The following is a 22,123-nucleotide window of genomic DNA, read 5'->3' on the forward strand; positions in this document are numbered from 1 at the left end:
CCGGGTGTCTTGCACCTGGTGGCCGGCGCACGGCGATGATTCCGAGGCGCAGCTCATTAGTAACATATTTAGAATATGATGCATCATAATTTTTACTGGTATAGTCTCACCACTCCACCCCTTCCTCAGGAGCGCCTGCATGACCGAGCAACGAACCCTCCTCCTCACCGGTGCGAGCCGTGGCATCGGCCATGCCACGGTGAAGCACTTCAACGCTGCGGGCTGGCGCGTGTTTACGGCCTCGCGACAGAACTGGACCGAAGGCTGCCCCTGGGCTGAAGGCGAGTTGAACCACATCCACCTGGACCTGGAAGACATCGACGAAGTGCGCCGCAGCCTGCCATTGATCCGGGAGAAACTCGGCGGACGCCTCGATGCCCTGGTGAACAACGCCGGCATTTCACCCAAAGGCGAAGCCGGCGCACGATTGGGCGTGCTGGAATCCGATTACGCCACCTGGCTCAGCGTGTTCAACGTCAACCTGTTTTCCACGGCGTTACTGGCCCAAGGGCTGTTCGATGAGCTCAAGGCGGCGCAAGGCTCGGTGATCAACGTCACCTCGATTGCAGGTTCCAGGGTGCACCCGTTTGCCGGGGTCGCCTACGCCTGCTCGAAAGCTGCACTGGCCGCACTGACGCGGGAAATGGCCCATGATTTCGGGCCACACGGTGTGCGGGTCAATGCGATTGCACCGGGTGAGATCGAGACGTCGATCCTGTCTGCCGGGACCGAACTGATCGTCGATCAGCAGATCCCCATGCACCGCTTGGGCAAGCCGGAAGAAGTCGCATCCCTGGTGCATTTCCTCTGCACCCGAGGCGCGTCGTACATCAACGGTTCGGAGATTCATGTCAACGGTGGTCAGCACGTCTGAAATAATCTGGAAATCCCGGCCGGAAACTTCCATCATTCGGGCCGGGCATCCGCCGCAGATGAGCGATCAATGAGCAACCCCTACCCTATTCAAACCCTCAATCACTCTTACCTGGGCAGTGGCATCTACGAGTTGCTGCGCGAGGCACTGATCACCGGGCGTTTCCAGCCCGATGACCGCCTGCGCATCCGCGACCTGGCCGAACAACTGGGCACCAGCGTCACACCGGTGCGCGACGCGATCCTGCAACTGGCCAAGGAACAGGCGCTGATCCTCAAGACCCCGCGTGACATCCGCGTACCCATCCTCACCGCCGCGCAATACGGCGAGATCCGCAGCATCCGCCTGGCGCTTGAAGGCCTGGCTGCGGAGACGGCCGCCGCGCTGGTGACCGACAGCGAACTCGCAGACCTGCAAGCCTGCATCGAAAACAACATCGCCGCGATCAACGCCCAGGACTTGCAAGCCGCTCTCAAGTGCAATCAGCAATTTCACTACGCGCTGACCACCATCGCGCGCATGCCGGTGCTGGCGGGTTTGCTCGATAGCCTGTGGATGCGCACCGGCCCACTGATCGCCCGTGCCTATGGCAACTTCAACGAGCGCATGGCCATCGACCATCACTGGGAAGTGCTCGACGCACTCAAGCGCCGCGATGGCGCGGCGGCACGGGCGGCCATCTGCCGTGACATTCTCGATGGCAACGAGAAGATGCTCGAGTACATCGAGATGGCGCAGGCGGACTGATTGGCAGTCAATTCGACTGTTGACGAAACATAGATGACCAGTTAGTTTATTAAAACTTTCTCATCACTGGATGTCTCTGTCATGGCTCGCCCGGTCAACCTCGAAGTCAGATCCCGTTTGCTGTCGATTGGCCGCCAGGTGGTTCACAACCGTGGCTTCAACGGCTGCGGCGTCCAGGACATCACCGCCGCTGCCGAGATTCCCAAGGGCTCTTTCTACAACTACTTCGCCAGCAAGGAAGACTTCGCGGCAGAGATCCTCGAGGAATACTGGACCTCGATCGAAACCCGCCACGGGCCGATCTTCTACGACGCCCGGGTCAAGCCGCTGGAGCGCATCGGCCAGTTCTTCCAGGCCCTGGTGCTCGAGCACGGCGAGCATGAATACAGCCTGGGTTGCCTGATTGGCAACCTGTCCCTGGAAATGTCCAATGGCAGCGAACAAACCCGCAAGCGTCTGGCCGATGTGCTGGCGCGCTGGGAAGGTTTGCTCGCGAGCTGCCTGCGTGAAGCGCAGCAGCGCCGCGAACTCTCTGAAACTCACGACGCCGAAGCGCTGGCCAGTGTCATCGTCGAAGGCTGGGAAGGTGCGGTCATGCGCGGCAAGGTCCTGCGCGACGGTGCACCTCTGCAGCGTTTCGTATCGATGGTCTTGCCTCGGCTATTGGAGTGAGTTTTTTTTCCTCATTAATAAGACGACTGGTCATTTATATAAAGCAACATTCACGTCTCATCCACGCAAGCACCCAAGAGGTAAATCGTCATGAGCCATCTGTACGCCGACCCCGCCGAACCCGCACTGCCTGCCACTGGTTTCAAGCTCGACCTGAGCAAAGCCGCCCTGGTGGTCATCGACCCACAGAACGACTTCCTCAGCCCTGCCGGCGCCAGTTGGGCGGTGTTCGGTGAGAGCATCGTCGAGAACAACACCGTCGAAAACCTGGAAAAACTGTTCAAGGCCTTCAAGGCTCACGACCTGCCCGTGGCCGTGTCGCCACACTATTACTACCCGCACGACCACGACTGGCATTTTGGCGGTCCGCTGGAAAAGGTCATGCACAGCATCTGCATGTTCGATCGCAAGGGACCGAACACCCTGGAAAACTTCGAAGGCTCCGGCGCCGATTTCCTCGAGATCTACAAGCCGTACATTCTCGACGGCGAGACCATCATCGCCTCGCCGCACAAGGTCTACGGCCCGGAAACCAACGACCTGGCGCTGCAATTGCGCAAGAAAGGCGTGTCGCAGATCATCCTCGCCGGCATGGCGGCCAACCTTTGCGTGGAATCACACCTGCGCGAACTGCTCGAACAGGGCTTTGAAATAGTCGTGGTACGCGACGCCACCGCCGGCCCGCGCCTGCCGGATGGCGACGGCTACCTGGCGGCCATCATCAATTACCGCTTCCTCGCCCACGGGCTGTGGACCACCGAAGAGACTATCGCGCAACTGCAACCGGCTTGATCGTGCCCGAGCGGCCGGGCATCGCGCCCCCCCGCTCTTTCTCGAGAACCCCCGATGAAAATCCCCGCCCGTTATGAGCATTTCGTTTTCGGCGTCGTTCAATCCGGCCTGACCTGCGCGGTCGCGGCCGCCATCGCCACCACACCCCATGCGCTCGACCTGGCCTTTGCCGGCCGCTGGTTGAACGCGTGGGCGCTGTCGTGGGTATCGATGTTGCCGGTGGTGGTGCTGGCGGCGCCGATGATTCGGCGCGTGGTGAGGCGGATGACGGTGGGCTGAATGACTTGGCTATGACTCACCCAACACACCGCCATCGCGAGCATGCTCGCTCCTACCGGGGGCTTCGGGGCTGCTCGCGACAGGCGCGCAAGCCCGCACCCGACGCACGAAATACTGTGCCCGTTCGCATTTTCGCAATAAACCACTTTTCATCCGCGCATTTGTAGCCGCTTCGTTCACGGACAAGCCGGTACATTAGACCTCCATGGTCCCGCAGAGCGACCGACAACAAAACCTACAGCTCGCCCAAGAAAATCTGCCAACCATTCGGAGTCTTTCCATGAGCACATTGCGCACTACAGCTTTCCAACTCGCGAGTCTGGCCCTGTTCATCGGTAGCGCCACCCAGGCCATGGCCGAGGACATCACGTTCGTATCCCAGGGCGGTGCTTATCAGGAAGCCCAGAGCAAGGCGATCCTGGAGCCTGCGGCGAAAAAGCTCGGTCTGACGCTCAAACAGGACAGCTCGCCCAAGGCCTACCCGATCATCAAGACCCAGGTCGAGAGCGGCAAGGTCACCTGGGACGTGGTGGACCTGCCCACTGGCGACTGCATCCGTGGCGAAGCCGAAGGGCTGTTCGAGAAGCTCGACCTTGCGCTGATTCCCAATGCCGCGCAAATACCCGACAGCCTCAAGGACGAATACAGCGTCGGCTACATCAGCTACTCCACGGTGCTGGCGTATCGCACGGACGCGTTCAAAGGCGCGGACGTACCCAAGACCTGGGCCGACTTCTGGGACACCAAAAAATACCCGGGCCAGCGCTCCCTACGTAACCTGCCACGTCCAACCCTGGAAATCGCGCTGCTGGCCGATGGCGTGCCGATGGACAAGCTCTATCCGCTGGACGTCGATCGCGCCTTCCGCAAGCTTGAGCAGATCAAGCCCGACATCGCCACCTGGTGGACGTCCGGCGGGCAGTCGGCGCAGCTGATCAGCGACGGCGAAGTGGACATGATCCAGGCCTGGAACGGCCGTATCACCGCCGTACAGGCCGCCGGCGCACCCGTGGCATTCGACTACAACCAGGGTGTGCTGGAAACCAACTCGTTGTGCGTCCTCAAAGGCTCGCCGCACAAGGTGGCCGCCATGAAATTCGTCAACGAGGCCATCGATGCCAAACTGCAAGCGGCGTTGCCGATGATCATCGACTACGGCCCGCTCAACCCCGAAGCCTTCAAGACCGGGGTAATCCCGGCCGAGCGCGAGGCCAAGCTGCCTTCCGCACCCGGCAACATCTCGCGCCAGGCCCTGCTCTCGGCGCAATGGTGGGCCTCCGAAGCCGGGGTCAAGGCCGAAGAACGCTGGTTGTCCTTCGTCCAGAAAAAATAGCCATCGGCCGTTGCTGCGCCGCAGGCCAGAGGCCTCGGCGCAGGACATGCCGTCTGCCCCCGCGATTTCGACATAAAGCGCTTGCGCACCGGTCAATTGCGTCCACTTCATTCGTTGGCATCCCGGTACATTAGGCCTGAGGGTCCCGCAGAGTGACCTGTGCAGACAACTCGCGCTCGCCTCAAGTACCTGCCCACCATTGGGAGTTCTTCACATGACATTACCCGAGCACCGCACCCTGCTGTCCGCCAGGACGACTGCCACCGCCAGCGCTACCCGTCAGTGCTGGATACCCTCCAGCACTGCGCAGTGACGAGAGGTCATCATGTCCAACGCCTATCTCGCCAAATCCATGCCCGACTCCAGCGACCAGCAGCACCAGCCGCCCATGACCAGCGAAGACGCCCTGGCCCGTGAAGAACGCAAGGAGCACACCTCCATGCTGTTGCTGCTCACCCCGGCGCTGGTCATGGTCGTGGTGCTGTTGATCATGCCGCTGTGCTGGCTGGCCTTTCAGTCGGTCCAGACCGAGGAAGGGTTTTCCCTGGCCAACTACATCCGGATTTTCCAGGAAAGCATTTACTGGGACACCTTCGCCCTGACCTTCAAGATCAGTTTCCTGGTGACGATCCTGTCGATCGTCATGGGCTTCCCCATTGCCTACGCCGCTTCGCGCCTGCAGGGTTTCTGGGCCAACCTGATTCTGATCTGCGTGATCCTGCCGTTCTGGACCAGCGTGCTGGTGCGGGCCTATGCCTGGCTGGTGCTCCTGCAACGCCGCGGACTGGTCAATCAGACGCTGATGGACCTTGGCATCATCGACCAACCCCTGACGCTGATGCACAACACCACTGGCACGGTAATCGGCACCCTGCACGTCATGCTGCCCTTTATGGTCCTGCCGCTGTATTCGGTGATGAAAAAAATCCCCCAGGACCTCATGCAAGCGTCCGAGAGCCTTGGCGCCAAACCCTTCTACACCTTCCGCCGGGTCTTCCTGCCGATGGCAGCGCCGGGGGTCATGGCCGGTTCCATCCTGGTGTTCGTCATCTGCCTAGGCTTCTTCATCACCCCGGAACTGCTCGGCGGTGGCCGCACGATCCTGGTGTCGATGCTGGTGCAACGCAACGTCGAGCTCTATCACGCCTGGGGCGCAGCCAGCGCAGTCGGCCTGGTGCTGCTGTTTGTGGTGTTCCTGATCTTCTGGGGCATCAATCGCTTCATCCCCATCGAACGCATCCTGGGAGCGCGCTAAATGAACCTGCTTGCCAACCTGCGTCACCTTCGCCTGTCCCACGTGCTGTTCACGGTGCTGGTCGCGGCGATCCTGCTGTACCTGATCATCCCGGTGCTGATCGTGGTACCCATGTCGTTCTCCGAGGCGCGCTTCCTGCAATTCCCTCCCAAGCAATGGTCCTTCCACTGGTACGAGGCGTTCTTCAACAGCGTGGAGTGGATGTCGGCGGCGCGGGTCAGTCTGATCACGGCATTTTTCACCATGGCCATCAGCCTGCCGATTGGTATGGCGGCCGCCTACGCCATCAACAACTCCAGCCTGAAGGTGGTGCGTACGCTGCAGATCATCCTGCTGCTGCCGATGATGGTGCCCATCATCCTGATCGCCGCCGGCGTGTTCTTCGTTTACGCCCGGGTCGGCCTGATCAGCACGCTGACCGGCCTGGTGCTGGCGCACATCATGCTCGCCTTGCCCTACGTGATCATCGCGCTGCTGGCCGGTCTGCGTAACTTCGACATGTCCCAGGAAATGGTGGCGCGCAGCCTGGGCATGAACCGCTTTCGCGCCTTCATGGCCGTGACCCTGCCGCAGATCAAGCCCAGTGTGGTCTCGGCGACACTGTTCGCCTTCATCACCTCGCTGGATGAAACTGTGGTGGCGCTGTTCATCTCCGGCGGCGACAACCAGACTCTGACCAAGCGCATGTTCACGGCGCTGCGCGACGAGATCGATCCGACCATTGCCGCTATCAGTTCGATCCTGATCCTGGCGTCGCTGATCCTGGTGGTGATTGCCGGTCGCAACAAACAATAACCAACAACGCACTCCCCCTCTGCAAACACACTTGCCCGCCATTGCGGGCAAGTGTGTTTTTGCGTCCTGACCACGCACGCCCATGCCGACGTGCAGCCCAGCACAGCCTGCCGTCACACGGCTTAATTCAGCATCTATCACCCGTGTCCAGGCCCATCTCGGGGGAACCGCAGAATTCGGAAAAAATCGTACGCTAAGCTAACGGTGTTCTCGTGACAGCTCTTTGACTAGGCTTTCTAAGGCCATTCTGATAGCCCTGACTTCCTGAAAAGCCATGGCTAAAATTTGTGCGGCTAAAAGGGATAACCGATGGTAAAGTAAGTTATCCCTGTCGAGATACTGAAAAGCGTTATCCTCGTTTTTCCCAAAACTGTTTTGCCAGTTCGCTCAGAGCGCTAGTTAACTGAGCGACAGATTTCGCACTTTGCAAATTATTCTGCCCGGTCTGTACATTGGTATCAGCAGCATCGCGTATATTGATAATACTGCGGTTTATGTCTTCACTTACTGCTCCCTGCTGCTCGACCGCAGTCGCTATTTGCGCGTTCATGTCGGTAATTTCGTTAACGCGTTGGCCAATTCCATCAAGAGCTGTAGCTGCTTCCTCTGCGTGAGCTACACTCGTGTGCGCTTGCCGACTACTTTGCTCCATGACTGTAACAGCGGATTGCGCTCGCTCTTGTAGAGCGCTGATCATGCTTTGAATATCCGTTGTCGATTGCTGTGTGCGAGCAGCAAGACTGCGAACCTCATCGGCGACAACAGCAAAACCACGCCCCTGCTCACCAGCACGCGCGGCCTCAATTGCTGCGTTGAGTGCCAACAAATTCGTTTGCTCGGCGATCCCTCGTATAACGTCAAGAACTTTTGATATCTCGTTACTTTGACCTTCAAGCTCATGAATAACCTGAGCGGCTTGCCTAATTTCACCTTCAAGGGCAGTGATTGACTGGTCTTAGTCTGCGAATCTTCATGGGAGACGGGACTAATCAGAGCCCTCGCTCTTGGATAACATTAGACGCTCGCGCGCAAAATTCCACCCATTCCGATAAGGCGGCGTATAGAGCCTTAGCGGCATCTGAGGTTGGCGCGTACTTATCTCTGTCGCAAGCCCATCTGGTGAACCGCTTCAGGGTATGCAGGCATCGTAGTCAGTGTCTGAGGGTCGGTTGAGGTCAATTTTGACTTCAAGAATCTAGACGTGGAGGGGAGGCCTCATGCCCGGCAAGACTTTAATTTCCATTGGCATGAGGCGCATGTTATTCGTGAACAGGCAAGATCCAAGTTTAAGCTTGTTTACTGATATTTTGCGGAGCCGATGAACTTAGAGAAATGCTCGCACCATATTTGGACCGTTGTAAACTCGTTGACGTTGACGCTTGCAGGAATGGTTTTCTTGAAATTCCCGAAGTTTTTCAATTCGCCAATCAGAATTGCTTCTTTCTTTATGTCCAAAAACGATTCTTTGTCGGTGGCTTGTTTCTTTGTCAGGTAAATTTTGTAGTCTGGACCAGGTGCTACATCACCTTTAAATACAATTTCGTTATCCGTAACAAAAAGTTGTCCATTCGCCCAGTGAAGGGCGTCGCTGCCTTTCTGATCTTTCTTGAACTCTCCGCTATACTTTGCCACCTTTTGCACTTCTTCAATTTCGGCGATGGTGGCGTTTTCTTGTGCTGTCAAAATCGGAAGTATATAGATCCCTAGCCCAACTCCCGCGCCAAACAGAGCCAGGTGGGACGCGAGCAGAATTATTTTTAATTGCTTTTTCATGGGTTGCCTCATGCAGTGAGTTATTTGGTGTGTCCATCACAATAGCTGGTTGCAGGATCTGAGTGCAACACGGTTATTGAATTGAAGCGGGAGCATCATGCCGCATCACCACGGCTTCTTGCATCACTTCGCCCATCACCTCGATCGGGCATTTGAAGTCGAAGCGTTTGCGCGGTCGCATATTCAGTTGCAAAGCGATGGCGTCCAGGGCTTCCTGACTATGCACCGACAAGTCCGTGCCCTTGGGCAGGTACTGGCGGATCAGTCCATTGATGTTCTCATTGCTGCCGCGTTGCCAGGGGCTGTGCGGGTCGCAGAAGTAGATCGCCACCCCGGTCCGCTGGGTGATCTCGGCGTGCCGCGCCATCTCCCGGCCCTGGTCGTAGGTCATGCTCTTGCGCACCGCCAGCGGCATGCCATTGAGCGCCGCACTGAAGCCCTCCAGCGCCGAGGTCGCCGTCGCGTCGGCCATCTTGATCAGCATCAGGTAGCCGCTGGTACGCTCCACCAAGGTGCCCACCGCCGAGGCATTGGCCTTGCCCTTGATCAGGTCGCCCTCCCAATGGCCTGGCATCAGCCGGTCTTCGACCTCCGGCGGGCGCACGTGGATGCTGAGCATTTCAGGGATCTGGCCGCGCCGATCGACGCCGCCAGAGCGCGGCCTGCGACTCGTCTTGCCCTGGCGCAGGCAGATGATCAGCTCCTTGCGCAGGCCACCGACCGGCAGGGCGTAGATCGCGTTATAGATCGTCTCGCGGCAGACGTAGGCCTCTCTGAGGCTGGGTATGTTCATGCTGCGCAGCTTGCCGGCAATCTGCTCGGGAGACAAACCCTCACGCAGCATATGGACGACCAGCTCGAAGCGCTCACTGCCCGGCAGCAGCTTGCACTGAGGCCTGCAGACCTGGCGGCGGACCTGCATCTGCTGCTGGGCAGCACAGGCCTGGTAGCGGGTGCCAGGGGCCCGGTTGCGGCGCAGCTCCCGGCTGATGGTCGAGGGGGAGCGGCCGAGCATCCGGGCAATTCGCCGCTGGCTGAAACCTTGGGCAAGGCCGAGTTGAAGGGTCGCACGTTCGGGGATACTGAGTTCGTGATAGGACATAGTGGCAGCACCGTACCGGAAAGGTCAGGTGTTGCACTCAGTTTTTGCGGCCGCCCTGGCTTGTGTGGGCTACCAGACGCTGGCCAGATGCCGTCTCAGTGTCTGCTCTTCCGGCCGCATCTGCAGCATGCTGTGCATTGCTCGCAACCTCTTGAATGCTTGCCGCCATTTGGTTTACTGCCGTTGCTATTTGATCTGTCTCTGCCTGCTGCTCAACTGTAAGTACATTGCTTGACTCAATATCCTTTAGTAGGCCTCGGGTGTGTTCGCTAAGCCGATTTGATGCATCACCTATGCGACCTACTATGGCGCCTGTTTCAGCTTGCATCATTCGTAAAGCAAACTCTATTTGGCCAAACTCATCGGTGCGCCCAGTGTAGAGGGATTGACTTAATGGGTTATTGGAAATATTCCTGGCTCTTTCAACCAGTCTTCCAAGAGGAGAGAGAATAGCCAAAACACTAACAGAGCTTAAGCTTCCTGACATTAAAGTGGGCGGTTACAGGAGCTGAGTGCAACACGGTTATTGAATTGAAGCTGGAGCATCATGCCGCATAGCCATAGCTTCCTGCATCACCTCGTCCATAACCTCGATCGGACACTTGAAGTCGAAGCGCTTACGGGGGCGCATGTTCAGTTGCAGTGCGATGGCATCCAGTTCCTCCTGGCTATGCACCGACAAGTCCGTGCCTTTGGGCAGGTACTGGCGGATCAGGCCATTGATGTTTTCGTTACTGCCGCGCTGCCAAGGGCTGTGCGGGTCGCAGAAGTAAATCGCCACCCCGGTCTGCTGGGTGATTTCAGCATGCCGCGCCATTTCTCGGCCCTGGTCGTAGGTCATGCTCTTGCGCATCGCCAGCGGCATGCCATTGAGCGCTGCACTGAAGCCTTCCATCGCCGAGGTCGCCGTCGCGTCGTTCATCTTCACCAGCATCAGGTAGCCACTGGTGCGCTCCACCAGCGTACCTACAGACGAGGCGTTGGCCTTGCCCTTGATCAGGTCGCCTTCCCAATGCCCTGGCATCAGTCGGTCTTCGATCTCCGGCGGACGTACATGAATACTGACCCTCTCAGGGATCTGACCGCGCCGATCCACGCCGCCAGAGCGCGGCCTGCGCATCGTCTTGCTTTGGCGCAGGCAGATGATCAGCTCTTTACGCAGCTCGCCGACTGGCAAGGCATAGATCGCGTTATAGATCGTCTCGCGACAGACGTAGGCATCTCTGAGGCTGGGAATATTCATGCTGCGCAGCTTGCCGGCAATCTGCTCGGGAGACAAACGCTCACGCAGCATATGCGCCACCAATTCGAAGCGCTCGCTACCCGGCAACAGCTTTTGCTTCGGTCGACACACCTGACGGCGGGCCTGCATCTGCTGCTGGGCCACGCGGGCCGAGTAGCCGCCACAGGCATCTCGATTGCGGCGCAGCTCCCGGCTGATGGTCGAAGGGGATCGGTTGATCAAGCAGGCAATCCCGCGCAGGCTGAAACCTTGGGCATGACCGATTTGAATGGTGGCGCGCTCTTCAACGCTGAGTTCGGAATAAGACATAGGGACAGCACCGTACCGGAAAGGTCAGGTGTTGCACTCAGTTTTCGCCGCCGCCCCCTTATTATCACTGCGAGGTGAATAGCTTTTCTGCCAATTGATTATGCCAATGCGATTCTCTTCGCCGAAGATTTCGTCCATGAGCATGCCAAGTCTAAATAGTTCCCTATGATCAATACAGATAGCCATAACCCCGCCTGGGGTTAGCATCTCACGCATCATCCAGATTCTGGGTGTCATGAAGCGCAACCATTTGCTGTGCTTGGACCCATCATCTTTAGGAACTACATCGCCGAGATCTGGATCGTTTGGATCCTTGTCCCACTTGTCGTTATAGCGGAAGTCCTCGCCGGTGTTGTACGGCGGGTCTGTTACTACAAGATCAACTTGACCACGATATTTATAGAGCGTGACCATCGCAGAAAGGTTTTCACCGTCCCAGATCTCATTCTCTGACTGGGCGGTTTCCTCTCCAAAGGATACTTTCTTGATAATACGATGCAGCTTCGGCTTGACCTGGCGGATGATCTGCCAGGGAGCAGCCCGCCCGGTGTAACTCATAACGATGCCATTCTTGCCAGCATCGGCAAGCGCCGCATCATGCTCCTGCAGCATACGGACCAAGGCGGCCCTCGGCAGTTGTTCGTAATCCATGCTTGCCCCTTGAATTCGTGCGGCGGCACCGAAAAGCTGAAAATTCTAGTACCGCTCGTGGATGCTTCACCATCCCTAGGGTGGCGAGTGTACTTGTGAACGTATTGATTTGGCTGTTAAACCGTTGAAAAAGACGGATCAACTGAGTTCCAAACGGGCTGCGTACTGGCTGGCAGATGCGAATCCGGCGCACGCCGCTCCCTTCTGGGCTCAAGCCCGCGAAGCGGGCATAAAGAACCCGGCCGAGGCCGGGATCCTTATGGGCTTATGGGCCGGCGTATTGGTCTGCCCAGTCCAAAGCCGGTGCCACGGGAGCTTGCACCTCCTGAGGCCAGGTTTTGGAGCCCACTGCAAATCGCCCGTAACCCATTAAAAGATAGCTGGGCATCCGACGAAAAGAGCACCAAGGCACCATTACCCTTGAGCTACAGCGCCGCTACGGGGCACCAGTTTGATTTCAACGCGGCGATTTTGGGCGCGACCCTCGGCGGTGTCGTTGGGGGCAATGGGCGAGCTGGAGCCTGCACCAAAGGTTTGCAGGCGCGAAGGATCGACGCCATTGCTGCGCAAAGAGAAAAAGGGGACTGATTTATGTGCGCCAGGCAAAGCTTGGTCGCCTGGGAATGACGGCGCAAGCCGTCACGAAATGGCGTAAGAAACCCAGCGGGTATGACCCCCGCCCGGTAAAGGTTAGCCACCGACCGGAAGCGAGTCTTGCGTGGTGACCGGGTAACCGGCGCTGCGAAGCGTAGACAGCAGAAAAGGGGATTTATTTTCCCTACTCTAAAACGGCCGCTGTTGGCCGATTGCTGCCTGTCGTGGACGACCGTTTAACTTCAAAGCCTGACTGGATTGCAAACTGCTGACACGCGTAGATTCTGTTTTCGACTCGTTTAATGCCGTCGATGCCAGGCCATAAACAGAGAGGAAACAACCGCTCGAAAATTCGAGCCATAGACTCTAGAGCCAGTGGGTAGTCGGAGTCATGTTCCTGCAACCATCAAATCCAGATTCTGCACCGCCGCTCCAGCGGCTCCCTTCCCAAGATTGTCAAACACCGCAGCCAACAAAACCTGCCCCGTCTCATCATTTTCACACACCACCAATCGCAAACTATCAGTCCCGTTAAGCGCCTGAGGATCAAGGCACGTCAACCCTTTGGCCTCCTGCATCGACATCACCTGTACATGGTCCGCATCGACGTAGTGCTGCATAAGACACGCATGCAACCGCACCGCATCCACGCCCGGCGCCAACAAGCGAAGTTGCAACGGTATGGTCAGCACGATCCCCTGCCGAAAAGCCCCATAAGCCGGCACAAACATCGGCCGCTCCATCAGACCGCTTTGCTGCTGAATCTCCGGAATATGTTTGTGTGCCAGCCCCAGACCATAAACCTGAAACGCGGGCGCCTGTGATGCGCCCTCTCCCTCATGCTCTTGCACGCCAACGCGCCCTTTTCCGGAATAGCCCGACACAGCATGAATGTTCGTCGGATAGTCCCTGGGCAGCAACCCGGCCTCCAGCAATGGGCGCAGCAGCCCTATCGCCCCCGTGGGATAGCAACCGGGATTGCTGACCCGCCGTGCCGTGGCGATGCGTTGGGCCTGCTGCGAGTTCATCTCCGCGAAACCATAGGTCCAGTCTGGATGGGTGCGGTGCGCCGAACTCGCATCGATCACCCGAACGGCGGGGTTTTCGATGCTCGCTACAGCGTCGCGTGCGGCTTGGTCGGGCAAGCAGAGAATCGCGATGTCGCAGGCGTTGATGATTTCGGCGCGACGTTGCGGATCCTTGCGATGTTCGGGGCTGAGCGTGATAAGCCGCAGATCGGTCCGGTCGCGTAGACGTTGATGGATTTGCAACCCGGTGGTGCCTTGGTCGCCGTCGATGAATATAAGAGGACTTGCCATGGAATGCTCTCGGACATAGGAAATCAGGAGTTCCAATCTTCAGTGAGGGGCTAAGATAGGAAAAGTTGAATTTCTAAACGATGAAATTCAGCTTTTCTGAACAAGGAGTGACTCATGCGCGAAATCAGCCTGGACCGTCTGCGCACGTTGGTGGCCATTGCCGACCTGGGTTCGTTTGCCGAGGCGGCCCGTGTGCTGCACCTCGCGCCACCCACGGTCAGTTTGCATATTGCCGACCTGGAGTCGCGGGTTGGCGGAAAGCTGTTGTCGCGCACACGTGGGCGCATTCAGCCTTCGGCGATTGGAGAAACGCTGGTGGAGCGCGCGCGGCGCCTGTTGGCGGATGCGGAGCAGGCGCTTGAGGACGTGGAGCGTCAGGTGCAGGGCTTGGCCGGGCGTGTGCGGCTGGGTGCCTCCACAGGGGCCATCGCACAGTTGATGCCGCAAGCTTTGGAGACGTTGGGCCAACGCCATCCCGCTATCGATGTGCAGGTCGCGGTGCTCACGTCGCAGGAAACTTTGAAGAAGCTTGCCGAGGGCTCTTTGGAGATCGGTCTGGTCGCGCTGCCACAGACCCCGGTGAAGGAATTGCGGATCGAGCCATGGCGGCGGGACCCGGTCATGGCCTTCTTGCCGGCTCGCTGGGAATGCCCGGATGTTGTGACCCCCGGTTGGCTGGCCGCCCAGCCATTAATTCTGAATGACAAAACTACTCGGCTTTCGCGCTTGACCTCGGAGTGGTTCGCCAGTGATGGACGGCAGCCCACGCCGCGTATTCAACTGAACTACAACGATGCGATCAAAAGCCTAGTGGCGGCCGGTTATGGTGCGACGTTGTTGCCGCATGAAGCCTCCACGCCATTGCCCGATACCAGGATCGTCATGCGGCCATTACAGCCCTTATTGTGGCGTCAACTTGGTATTGCCCACCGTGGTGGGGACGTCGAGCGGCCTACGCAACATGTGCTGGATGTGTTGTGGGGGTTGAGTGCGGGCTAGGGCGATGTTGTCAGAGAAAGGACCGCTTTCGACCCGGTCATACGGTGATTGAGGTCCCAGGCGTCAGCTACCGCACCTGAAGCCGTCGTTCATCGCTCCAAAGCCGGTGCCTGTCTCCGTTCGCCCAGGCCAGGGTGTCGTAGTACTTGTGCAGCAGCTCGGTAATGGCGGCGGTGTCGTCGGTCATGGGGTTTCCTTGGGGTTGGCGGTGAGGACTGCCTGGACGCGTGCTTGCAGCGCGGGCAGCACGTCTTGTTGGAACCAGGGGTTGCGCACCAGCCAGCGATTGTTGCGCGGGCTAGGGTGAGGCAGGGGGAACGCTTGCGGCCAGTGCTCGCGCCAGGCTTCGACCACCCGGGTGAGCGGCGTCTTGCCAGTACCGAGGTGGTAGTCCATGGCGTAGCTGCCCAGCACGATGACCAGCGACAGGCGCTCGAAACGCTGCATGAAGGCTTCGCGCCAGGCGGGGGGCGCACTCCGGGCGTAGCGGCAGGTCACCGCTTTTGCCGGTGCCCGGATAACAGAAGCCCATGGGCAGAATGGCGATGCGGGTAGGGTCGTAGAAGGTGTCGCGGTCCACGCCCAGCCAGGCGCGCAGACGCGCGCCGCTGGCGTCGTCGAAGGGCACGCCTGAGGCATGGACCCGGGCCCCCGGTGCTTGGCCGGCGATGAGGATGGGCGCACTCGGGTGAAACTGGAAGACCGGCTGCACGCCGTGTGGCAGATGCGGTGCGCAGCGCGTGCAGGCGCGGACGTCGGTCAGAAAGGCGTCGAGTGTCGGCATGGCGCGCTTCCGGAAAGGGTGGCTCGCGCAGGACGGAGGTGCCATCCTGCGCGAAGCGTAACCCGGCAGCAAGTCAGTGCTGGGTCAGTGTCGGATAGCCCTGGATGAATACGCGGTCGGTCTTGGCCGCCGGCACATGGCAGCCCATGCAGTCGGCTTCGTAGCTGACGGCGACATTCTTGGCGGGGGCGTCGGCCTTGAACAGCGCCCAGCCCCAGCCGTCGCCCCACAAGGGGTTGCTGGCGAAACGGCCTTTGGCGTCCTTGACCATCACGAACCACACGGCCGCATCGGAACCCCAGACCACAGGGTTGCCAGTGGTCATGGCGCTGGTTTCGAGCTTGCGGATCTCTTTCACCAGCGTGGCGCCGTCCAAGAACTTGCCGGTCTTGCGGTAGTGCTCGGCCGAGGCCTTTTCGGTGTACACATCGTGCAAGCCGCGAGAGGCGGATTTTTCGTCCAACACCGCATATGAGCCCAGGTGGACGAAGTTTGTGCGGAAGTCTGTGGGGCGGCTGATGCCGCCCTGGCTGTCCACATAGGGCGAAAAGTCGCCGGCCGTGACGGCCAGTGGCAGGACGAGGGCGCTGGCGAGCAGAGCGCCGGTGAGTGCGATTTTCATCGTGTTCTCCTTATATGCCTATGGAGATCAGACGGCGACCACGGGGAAATCCACCGTGGTGTCGGCGATGTGGTTGGTGTAGTTGGTGAGCGTGTTCAGCGCGACGTTGGCGATCACTTCCAGTATCAGGCCGTCGTCGAGCCCCGCGCGGCGGTAGTTGGCCATGGCGTCGGCCGACACCACGCCGCGTTGCTCGACCAGCGCGCGGGCAAAGCCGGCGATTGCATCGTCAAGTGCGTTGGCCGCCTGGCCGGTGCGGGCCGCGGCGATGGCCTCTGCCGACAGTCCGGCACCTTTGCCGATCAGGGTGTGTGCGCTCAGGCAATACTGGCAGCGATTGGCTTGACCGGCAGCGAGCGCAACGATCTCGCGCTGGGAGGCATTCAGGCGGCCGGTGCCCAGCGTTTCGGACAAGCCGAGGTAGCCATTGAGCGCCGCCGGCGCGTGGGCCAGCGTGGCGAACAGGTTCGGCACCATGCCAAGCTTGGCTTTGACGGCCTTGAGTGTGGCAGCGGTAGCGGCGTCAGCGGTGTCGATGGTCAGGGGGGCGATTTGGGTCATGTCTATCTCCGTAGTGGGTGAGGTGCAAGAGCACGTGGGCATGATCGCCCTTTGTTTGGTACGATATGGCACGTAAAGTATCAAATACGTAACCTATCGTCTTATATGGAGAGTGGAATGGCGGATCGACTGGCCGGCTTGCTCCGGCACTACTCGCTTTCGGCGCGCGTTTTTCACAGCGGCGCCTTCTGTGGGCAGCATCATTACGCGGCGCCGCATGGCTATATCCATCTGGTGCGGCGCGGCCCGATTACGGCGCGTTCGCCCGTGCATGAAGATCTGCTGGTTACCGAGCCGAGCCTGCTGTTTTATCCGCGCGTGGCGTCGCATCGTTTTGTCGCCGCCCCCGGCGATACCGCTGAGCGGTTGTGTGCGGAGGTCGACCTGGGCGCTTCGACGGGCAATCCGTTGGCCATGGCCTTGCCGTCGATGCTGCTGATTCCGTTGGCGGACTTGCCCGGCCTCGGGCCGACGCTAGAGTTGCTGTTTGCCGAAGCCGAGCGCGACCAGTGCGGTCGGCAGGCCGCCATCGACCGCTTGTGCGAGTTGCTACTGATCCAGTTGCTGCGTTATCTGATGGATGGGCGGCTTGGCGCCACCGGACTGCTGGCGGGCCTGGCCGACCCGAAACTCGCGCGCGCCATAACCGCCATGCACGATGCGCCGCAGACCGCGTGGTCGCTCGAGGCGCTGGCGGCGAAGGCGGGCATGTCACGCGCGCGCTTCGCCGCCGCGTTCAAGGACGCGGTGGGCGTCACGCCGGGCGACTATCTGGCCGACTGGCGGATGAACGTCAGTTGCACCCTGCTCAAGCAGGGGCGGCCGGTGGCGGTGGTGGCCGACCGCGTCGGCTACGGCAGCCCGAACGCTCTGGCGCGCGCCTTCCGCGTGCGCATGGGCTGCGCCCCGCGCGACTGGCTGGCGCAGCAGCGCGGTGACGCGGCGCTCAGCGGTTCGTGAGTTTGAGTTCGATTCGCCGGTTCTTGGCGTAGGCGGCGCCGGTGTTGCGCTCGTCGAGCGGGTGAAATTCGCATCACGCCGGAACAACTGGCGGAACTCCAGGTGGCGATCCGTCAACGGCTGGTCAGTCTGTTCGTGCGGCGCGGCCGGCTGGACAAGGCTGAGTCAGTGGCGCAGGTAGCTGGATGACGCTGTCCCGCCCTGAGCCGACGCTCACAGGCGGGGATTTCCAGTGTCGTCATTGTCGGCTATTGGCCGGCAGCAGCCCGTCGTTGCCTGATGGATCCAACCCCTCCGCTGCTATAGTGCAGTCGGCTTCTGACGTTCAGTGCAGCCGTCTTCTGAAAACGACAGGTTGAACGCCAAAGAGGGGGCGGGAGCGCTGCAACCGGAGCAGCGTCAGAGCCTCCAGAATCGCCCACACAACGCGGAAGCTGTCAGTCAGGGGGCAAGCCTACCTTGGCACCAGAAACGCGCCCAGGAGGCCGCAGGGGGCGATTTTGGCCGCTGCAACTGTCCAACCTTGGCCGGGCCTCGCCGGGCCGAGTGGGGCGGCCTTCGACCAGGGCGGGCCGGCGACCGTCCGTCGGGCATGGAGGGGACGATAGAGAAAACGGACAAAATCGTACGCTAAGCGTGCGGCCTGTCAGGTTGAGGCCCTAGAGGTTGCAGGCGAGTCGTCAGAAAATGCTGGAATCGGCCCTATTCTGACACTGCCCAAGGTTCCGGCCTGACGCCCAGTTAGGGCATACCCTAACTTGATGTCAAACAGGGCCGCGCCGCTTCGTCAGAATAGAGTCTGCTTTCCCATTTTTTGACACATGCCCGCGAAGGTTATAGATTTCAGCCTGACAGAAACGGGGTTTGAGGCGCAACGGAACAGAAAGTGCACTTAAGCCGCCTTCAACCAAGGAGACATCGTGCAGGGGCACCGCATCGGCTACGTCCGGGTCAGCAGCTTCGACCAGAACCCGGAACGCCAACTGGAACAGACCCAGGTGAGCAAGGTGTTCACCGACAAGGCATCCGGCAAGGACACCCAGCGCCCCCAGCTCGAAGCGCTGCTGAGCTTCGTCCGCGAGGGCGACACGGTGGTGGTGCACAGCATGGATCGCCTGGCCCGCAACCTCGACGACCTGCGCCGCCTGGTGCAGAAGCTGACCCAGCGCGGCGTGCGAATCGAGTTCTTGAAGGAGGGGCTGGTATTCACCGGCGAGGACTCGCCGATGGCCAACCTGATGCTGTCGGTAATGGGGGCCTTCGCTGAGTTCGAGCGCGCTCTGATCCGTGAGCGGCAGCGCGAGGGTATCGCCCTGGCCAAGCAGCGCGGCGCGTACCGGGGCCGCAAGAAGGCCCTGTCCGACGAGCAGACTGTTACCCTGCGGCAGCGGGCGGCGGCAGGTGAGCCCAAGGCGCAGCTCGCCCGCGAGTTCAACATCAGCCGCGAAACTCTCTACCAGTACCTCCGCACGGACGACTGACACATGCCGCGTCGCTTGATCCTCTCGGCCACGGAGCGGGACACCCTGCTCGCGCTGCCGGAAAGCCAGGATGACCTGATCCGCTACTACACCTTCAACGATTCCGACCTGTCACTGATCCGCCAGCGGCGCGGCGACGCCAACCGTCTGGGCTTTGCGGTGCAACTCTGCCTGCTGCGCTACCCCGGCTATGCGTTGGGCACTGACAGCGAGCTGCCCGAACTGGTCATCCTGTGGGTGGCCAAGCAAGTCCAGACCGATCCGGCGAGTTGGACGAAGTACGGCGAGCGCGATGTGACCCGTCGTGAGCACGCCCAGGAACTGCGCACCTACCTTCAACTGGCCCCGTTCGGCCTGTCCGACTTCCGCGCCCTGGTGCGCGAGCTGACCGAACGAGCCCAGCAGACCGACAAGGGCTTGCTGCTGGCCGGCCAGGCGCTGGAGAGCCTGCGGCAGAAGCGACGCATCCTGCCGGCGTTGAGCGTGATCGACCGGGCTTGCTCGGAGGCCATTGCACGGGCCAATCGGCGGGTCTACCGCGCCCTGGTCGAACCTCTCACCGACTCGCATCGGGCCAAGCTGGACGAGTTGCTTAAGCTCAAGGCCGGCAGCAGCATCACCTGGTTGACCTGGCTGCGGCAGGCACCGCTGAAACCCAACTCCCGCCACATGCTTGAGCACATCGAACGGCTGAAGACATTTCAGCTGGTGGACTTGCCCGAAGGCCTTGGCCGGCACATCCACCAGAACCGCCTGCTCAAGCTGGCCCGCGAGGGTGGGCAGATGACGCCCAAAGACCTTGGCAAGTTCGAGCCGCAGCGACGTTATGCGACCCTGGCCGCCGTGGTACTGGAGAGCACTGCAACCGTGATTGATGAGCTGGTGGATCTGCACGACCGCATCCTGGTCAAGCTGTTCAGCGTCGCGAAACACAAGCATCAGCAGCAGTTCCAGAAGCAGGGCAAGGCGATCAATGACAAAGTGCGCCTGTACTCCAAGATCGGCCAGGCGCTGCTGGAGGCAAAGGAAAGCGGCAGCGATCCCTACGCCGCCATCGAGGCGGTGATTCCCTGGGACGAGTTCACCGAGAGCGTCAGTGAGGCCGAGCTGCTGGCCCGGCCGGAGGGCTTCGACCACCTGCACCTGGTCGGCGAGAACTTCGCCACCCTGCGCCGCTACACGCCGGCCCTGCTGGAGGTACTGGAGCTGCGCGCCGCCCCGGCCGCGCAAGGCGTGCTGGCAGCCGTGCAGACCCTGCGCGAGATGAACGCCGACAACCTGCGCAAGGTGCCGGCCGATGCCCCCACTGCCTTCATCAAGCCGCGCTGGAAGCCGCTGGTGATCACCCTGGAAGGCCTCGACCGGCGCTTCTACGAAATCTGCGCGCTGTCCGAGCTGAAGAACGCCCTGCGCTCCGGCGACATCTGGGTCAAGGGCTCGCGGCAGTTCCGCGACTTCGACGACTACCTGTTGCCGGCCGAGAAGTTCGCCGCGCTCAAGCGGGAACAGGCCCTGCCGCTGGCGATCAACCCGAACAGCGACCAGTACCTGGAAGAGCGCTTGCAGCTGCTGGACGAGCAGTTGGCCACTGTCGCCCGCCTGGCCAAGGACAACGAGCTGCCCGATGCCATCCTCACCGAGTCCGGCCTGAAAATCACCCCGCTGGAGGCGGTGCCGGATCGGGCGCAGGCGCTGATCGACCAGACCAGTCAGTTACTGCCGCGCATCAAGATCACCGAACTGCTGATGGACGTGGACGATTGGACGGGCTTCAGCCGCCACTTCACCCACTTGAAGGACGGGGCCGAGGCCAAAGACCGGACGTTGCTGCTGTCCGCGATCCTCGGTGATGCAATCAACCTCGGACTGACCAAGATGGCCGAGTCGAGCCCCGGCCTGACCTACGCCAAGCTGTCCTGGCTACAAGCCTGGCATATCCGCGATGAAACCTATTCGGCGGCCTTGGCCGAGCTGGTCAATCACCAGTACCGCCATGCCTTCGCTGCCCATTGGGGCGACGGCACCACCTCATCCTCCGATGGCCAGCGCTTCCGCGCTGGCGGCCGGGGTGAGAGCACCGGGCACGTCAACCCGAAGTACGGCAGCGAGCCAGGACGGCTGTTCTACACCCACATCTCCGACCAATACGCGCCGTTCAGCACACGCGTGGTGAATGTCGGCGTCCGAGATTCCACCTATGTGCTCGACGGCCTGCTGTATCACGAGTCCGACCTGCGGATCGAGGAGCACTACACCGACACGGCCGGTTTCACCGATCACGTCTTCGCCCTGATGCACCTGCTGGGCTTCCGCTTCGCGCCACGCATCCGCGACCTCGGCGAAACCAAACTGTACGTGCCGCAGGGCGTGCAGGCCTACCCGACGCTGCGCCCGCTGATCGGTGGCACCCTGAACATCAAGCACGTGCGCGCTCATTGGGACGACATCCTGCGCCTGGCCAGCTCGATCAAGCAGGGCACCGTTACCGCCTCGCTGATGCTGCGCAAGCTCGGCAGCTATCCGCGTCAGAACGGCCTGGCTGTCGCCCTGCGCGAACTGGGCCGGATCGAACGCACGCTGTTCATCCTGGACTGGCTGCAAAGTGTTGAACTGCGCCGCCGCGTGCATGCCGGCCTGAACAAAGGTGAGGCGCGCAACTCGCTGGCCAGGGCGGTGTTCTTCAACCGCCTTGGGGAAATCAGGGATCGGAGCTTCGAGCAGCAGCGCTACCGGGCCAGCGGCCTCAACCTGGTGACGGCGGCTATCGTGCTGTGGAACACGGTGTACCTGGAACGCGCCACCCAGGGGTTGGTCGAGGCCGGCAAGCCGGTGGACGGCGAGCTGCTGCAATTCCTGTCGCCGCTGGGCTGGGAGCACATCAACCTATCCGGCGATTACGTCTGGCGGCAGAGCCGCAGACTGGAAGACGGGAAGTTTCGGCCCCTACGGATGCCCGGAAAACCTTAGCGTACGATTTT

The 22,123-nt window shown here is 60.5% G+C and carries 22 protein-coding genes and 2 pseudogenes; 12 read left to right on the top strand and 12 right to left on the bottom strand.

From position 1 onward, the window contains the following. The first annotated feature begins 139 nt into the window (after nucleotides 1-139). The 8 genes from AB4P90_RS00825 to AB4P90_RS00860 all read left to right on the top strand — a co-directional run bounded on the left by AB4P90_RS00825 (nucleotide 140) and on the right by AB4P90_RS00860 (nucleotide 6,747). Entirely contained in the window at nucleotides 140-874 is a 735-nt protein-coding gene (locus tag AB4P90_RS00825) for an SDR family NAD(P)-dependent oxidoreductase (RefSeq protein WP_016487047.1), read from the top strand. A gap of 69 nt (nucleotides 875-943) precedes the next feature. Then, the gene (locus AB4P90_RS00830; protein WP_016487046.1) at nucleotides 944-1,621 is read left to right on the top strand and encodes a GntR family transcriptional regulator; all 678 of its coding nucleotides are present in this window, start codon (nucleotides 944-946) and stop codon (nucleotides 1,619-1,621) included. Between the two features lie 81 nt (nucleotides 1,622-1,702). Then, a complete protein-coding gene (locus tag AB4P90_RS00835) occupies nucleotides 1,703-2,293 on the top strand; it encodes a TetR/AcrR family transcriptional regulator (RefSeq protein ID WP_003465041.1) in 591 nt (196 codons plus the stop codon). 90 nt (nucleotides 2,294-2,383) lie between these two features. Then, a complete protein-coding gene (locus tag AB4P90_RS00840) occupies nucleotides 2,384-3,085 on the top strand; it encodes a cysteine hydrolase family protein (RefSeq protein WP_003465039.1) in 702 nt (233 codons plus the stop codon). A 54-nt stretch (nucleotides 3,086-3,139) separates the two neighbouring features. Further along, nucleotides 3,140-3,364, top strand: coding sequence for a DUF2798 domain-containing protein (locus tag AB4P90_RS00845; RefSeq protein WP_003465037.1), 225 nt, complete (start codon nucleotides 3,140-3,142; stop codon nucleotides 3,362-3,364). A gap of 280 nt (nucleotides 3,365-3,644) precedes the next feature. Continuing rightward, a complete protein-coding gene (locus tag AB4P90_RS00850; protein ID WP_003465034.1) occupies nucleotides 3,645-4,697 on the top strand; it encodes an ABC transporter substrate-binding protein in 1,053 nt (350 codons plus the stop codon). A gap of 325 nt (nucleotides 4,698-5,022) precedes the next feature. Next, the gene (locus AB4P90_RS00855) at nucleotides 5,023-5,952 is read left to right on the top strand and encodes an ABC transporter permease (RefSeq protein ID WP_003465031.1); all 930 of its coding nucleotides are present in this window, start codon (nucleotides 5,023-5,025) and stop codon (nucleotides 5,950-5,952) included. After that, nucleotides 5,953-6,747, top strand: a complete 795-nt coding sequence (locus tag AB4P90_RS00860; RefSeq protein ID WP_003465028.1) for an ABC transporter permease — start codon at nucleotides 5,953-5,955, stop codon at nucleotides 6,745-6,747. It abuts the gene before it with no gap. A 349-nt stretch (nucleotides 6,748-7,096) separates the two neighbouring features. Here the strand turns inward: AB4P90_RS00860 and AB4P90_RS00865 are convergent. The 8 genes and pseudogenes from AB4P90_RS00865 to argC all read right to left on the bottom strand — a co-directional run. Then, nucleotides 7,097-7,696: pseudogene (locus AB4P90_RS00865) on the bottom strand (methyl-accepting chemotaxis protein); the annotation flags it as partial. Between the two features lie 347 nt (nucleotides 7,697-8,043). After that, nucleotides 8,044-8,520, bottom strand: coding sequence for a DM13 domain-containing protein (locus tag AB4P90_RS00870; RefSeq protein ID WP_011711661.1), 477 nt, complete (start codon nucleotides 8,518-8,520; stop codon nucleotides 8,044-8,046). 73 nt (nucleotides 8,521-8,593) lie between these two features. Further along, complete coding sequence (locus AB4P90_RS00875; protein ID WP_011711660.1) at nucleotides 8,594-9,622, bottom strand: IS30-like element ISShes10 family transposase; 1,029 nt, start codon at nucleotides 9,620-9,622, stop codon at nucleotides 8,594-8,596. Nucleotides 9,623-9,659: 37 nt separating this feature from the next. After that, the gene (locus tag AB4P90_RS00880) at nucleotides 9,660-10,109 is read right to left on the bottom strand and encodes a methyl-accepting chemotaxis protein (protein WP_234452828.1); all 450 of its coding nucleotides are present in this window, start codon (nucleotides 10,107-10,109) and stop codon (nucleotides 9,660-9,662) included. A 36-nt stretch (nucleotides 10,110-10,145) separates the two neighbouring features. Next, nucleotides 10,146-11,174, bottom strand: coding sequence for an IS30 family transposase (locus AB4P90_RS00885; RefSeq protein WP_003465026.1), 1,029 nt, complete (start codon nucleotides 11,172-11,174; stop codon nucleotides 10,146-10,148). 24 nt (nucleotides 11,175-11,198) lie between these two features. Continuing rightward, nucleotides 11,199-11,825, bottom strand: coding sequence for a DNA methyltransferase (locus AB4P90_RS00890; RefSeq protein ID WP_003465024.1), 627 nt, complete (start codon nucleotides 11,823-11,825; stop codon nucleotides 11,199-11,201). 414 nt (nucleotides 11,826-12,239) lie between these two features. Further along, nucleotides 12,240-12,395, bottom strand: a pseudogene (locus tag AB4P90_RS00895) (OmpA family protein); the annotation flags it as partial. 413 nt (nucleotides 12,396-12,808) lie between these two features. Continuing rightward, on the bottom strand, nucleotides 12,809-13,738 hold the full coding sequence (argC, locus tag AB4P90_RS00900) for an N-acetyl-gamma-glutamyl-phosphate reductase (protein WP_003465021.1): 930 nt from the start codon (nucleotides 13,736-13,738) through the stop codon (nucleotides 12,809-12,811). Between the two features lie 114 nt (nucleotides 13,739-13,852). On the opposite strand from argC, the gene AB4P90_RS00905 reads away from it, so the two are divergent. Then, nucleotides 13,853-14,737 (top strand): LysR family transcriptional regulator, encoded by an 885-nt coding sequence (locus AB4P90_RS00905; protein ID WP_003465017.1) that lies wholly within the window; start codon nucleotides 13,853-13,855, stop codon nucleotides 14,735-14,737. 183 nt (nucleotides 14,738-14,920) lie between these two features. Here AB4P90_RS00905 and AB4P90_RS00910 read toward each other — a convergent pair whose 3' ends face one another. From AB4P90_RS00910 to AB4P90_RS00925, 4 genes are read right to left on the bottom strand one after another with little or no spacing between them, the layout of a single operon-like run. Continuing rightward, nucleotides 14,921-15,133, bottom strand: a complete 213-nt coding sequence (locus AB4P90_RS00910; protein WP_223866296.1) for a hypothetical protein — start codon at nucleotides 15,131-15,133, stop codon at nucleotides 14,921-14,923. Continuing rightward, a complete protein-coding gene (locus AB4P90_RS00915) occupies nucleotides 15,036-15,566 on the bottom strand; it encodes a uracil-DNA glycosylase family protein (RefSeq protein WP_077203601.1) in 531 nt (176 codons plus the stop codon). The genes AB4P90_RS00910 and AB4P90_RS00915 overlap by 98 nt, the downstream gene beginning before the upstream one ends. A gap of 28 nt (nucleotides 15,567-15,594) precedes the next feature. Next, entirely contained in the window at nucleotides 15,595-16,143 is a 549-nt protein-coding gene (locus AB4P90_RS00920; RefSeq protein WP_003465000.1) for a cytochrome P460 family protein, read from the bottom strand. Nucleotides 16,144-16,170: 27 nt separating this feature from the next. Beyond that, complete coding sequence (locus AB4P90_RS00925; protein ID WP_020309197.1) at nucleotides 16,171-16,704, bottom strand: carboxymuconolactone decarboxylase family protein; 534 nt, start codon at nucleotides 16,702-16,704, stop codon at nucleotides 16,171-16,173. A gap of 117 nt (nucleotides 16,705-16,821) precedes the next feature. Between AB4P90_RS00925 and AB4P90_RS00930 the strand changes: the two genes are divergently transcribed. The 3 genes from AB4P90_RS00930 to AB4P90_RS00940 all read left to right on the top strand — a co-directional run bounded on the left by AB4P90_RS00930 (nucleotide 16,822) and on the right by AB4P90_RS00940 (nucleotide 22,112). Further along, complete coding sequence (locus tag AB4P90_RS00930) at nucleotides 16,822-17,664, top strand: AraC family transcriptional regulator (protein WP_003464996.1); 843 nt, start codon at nucleotides 16,822-16,824, stop codon at nucleotides 17,662-17,664. Between the two features lie 920 nt (nucleotides 17,665-18,584). After that, nucleotides 18,585-19,145, top strand: coding sequence for a recombinase family protein (locus tag AB4P90_RS00935; protein WP_033958617.1), 561 nt, complete (start codon nucleotides 18,585-18,587; stop codon nucleotides 19,143-19,145). 3 nt (nucleotides 19,146-19,148) lie between these two features. Beyond that, nucleotides 19,149-22,112, top strand: a complete 2,964-nt coding sequence (locus AB4P90_RS00940) for a Tn3-like element TnAs1 family transposase (RefSeq protein WP_395605576.1) — start codon at nucleotides 19,149-19,151, stop codon at nucleotides 22,110-22,112. Nucleotides 22,113-22,123: the final 11 nt, after the last annotated feature.

This window comes from Pseudomonas sp. B16120, from assembly GCF_044218845.1.
GTDB lineage: Bacteria > Pseudomonadota > Gammaproteobacteria > Pseudomonadales > Pseudomonadaceae > Aquipseudomonas > Aquipseudomonas paracarnis.

Excerpts from the sequence above, each read along its gene's own strand:
- AB4P90_RS00825 (WP_016487047.1), top strand. The coding sequence starts at position 140 with ATGACCGAGCAACGAACCCTCCTCCTCACCGGTGCGAGCCGTGGCATC.
- AB4P90_RS00830 (WP_016487046.1), top strand. The coding sequence starts at position 944 with ATGAGCAACCCCTACCCTATTCAAACCCTCAATCACTCTTACCTGGGC.
- AB4P90_RS00835 (WP_003465041.1), top strand. The coding sequence starts at position 1,703 with ATGGCTCGCCCGGTCAACCTCGAAGTCAGATCCCGTTTGCTGTCGATT.
- AB4P90_RS00840 (WP_003465039.1), top strand. The coding sequence starts at position 2,384 with ATGAGCCATCTGTACGCCGACCCCGCCGAACCCGCACTGCCTGCCACT.
- AB4P90_RS00845 (WP_003465037.1), top strand. The coding sequence starts at position 3,140 with ATGAAAATCCCCGCCCGTTATGAGCATTTCGTTTTCGGCGTCGTTCAA.
- AB4P90_RS00850 (WP_003465034.1), top strand. The coding sequence starts at position 3,645 with ATGAGCACATTGCGCACTACAGCTTTCCAACTCGCGAGTCTGGCCCTG.
- AB4P90_RS00855 (WP_003465031.1), top strand. The coding sequence starts at position 5,023 with ATGTCCAACGCCTATCTCGCCAAATCCATGCCCGACTCCAGCGACCAG.
- AB4P90_RS00860 (WP_003465028.1), top strand. The coding sequence starts at position 5,953 with ATGAACCTGCTTGCCAACCTGCGTCACCTTCGCCTGTCCCACGTGCTG.
- AB4P90_RS00870 (WP_011711661.1), bottom strand. The coding sequence starts at position 8,520 with ATGAAAAAGCAATTAAAAATAATTCTGCTCGCGTCCCACCTGGCTCTG.
- AB4P90_RS00875 (WP_011711660.1), bottom strand. The coding sequence starts at position 9,622 with ATGTCCTATCACGAACTCAGTATCCCCGAACGTGCGACCCTTCAACTC.
- AB4P90_RS00880 (WP_234452828.1), bottom strand. The coding sequence starts at position 10,109 with ATGTCAGGAAGCTTAAGCTCTGTTAGTGTTTTGGCTATTCTCTCTCCT.
- AB4P90_RS00885 (WP_003465026.1), bottom strand. The coding sequence starts at position 11,174 with ATGTCTTATTCCGAACTCAGCGTTGAAGAGCGCGCCACCATTCAAATC.
- AB4P90_RS00890 (WP_003465024.1), bottom strand. The coding sequence starts at position 11,825 with ATGGATTACGAACAACTGCCGAGGGCCGCCTTGGTCCGTATGCTGCAG.
- argC (WP_003465021.1), bottom strand. The coding sequence starts at position 13,738 with ATGGCAAGTCCTCTTATATTCATCGACGGCGACCAAGGCACCACCGGG.
- AB4P90_RS00905 (WP_003465017.1), top strand. The coding sequence starts at position 13,853 with ATGCGCGAAATCAGCCTGGACCGTCTGCGCACGTTGGTGGCCATTGCC.
- AB4P90_RS00910 (WP_223866296.1), bottom strand. The coding sequence starts at position 15,133 with ATGGACTACCACCTCGGTACTGGCAAGACGCCGCTCACCCGGGTGGTC.
- AB4P90_RS00915 (WP_077203601.1), bottom strand. The coding sequence starts at position 15,566 with ATGGCACCTCCGTCCTGCGCGAGCCACCCTTTCCGGAAGCGCGCCATG.
- AB4P90_RS00920 (WP_003465000.1), bottom strand. The coding sequence starts at position 16,143 with ATGAAAATCGCACTCACCGGCGCTCTGCTCGCCAGCGCCCTCGTCCTG.
- AB4P90_RS00925 (WP_020309197.1), bottom strand. The coding sequence starts at position 16,704 with ATGACCCAAATCGCCCCCCTGACCATCGACACCGCTGACGCCGCTACC.
- AB4P90_RS00930 (WP_003464996.1), top strand. The coding sequence starts at position 16,822 with ATGGCGGATCGACTGGCCGGCTTGCTCCGGCACTACTCGCTTTCGGCG.
- AB4P90_RS00940 (WP_395605576.1), top strand. The coding sequence starts at position 19,149 with ATGCCGCGTCGCTTGATCCTCTCGGCCACGGAGCGGGACACCCTGCTC.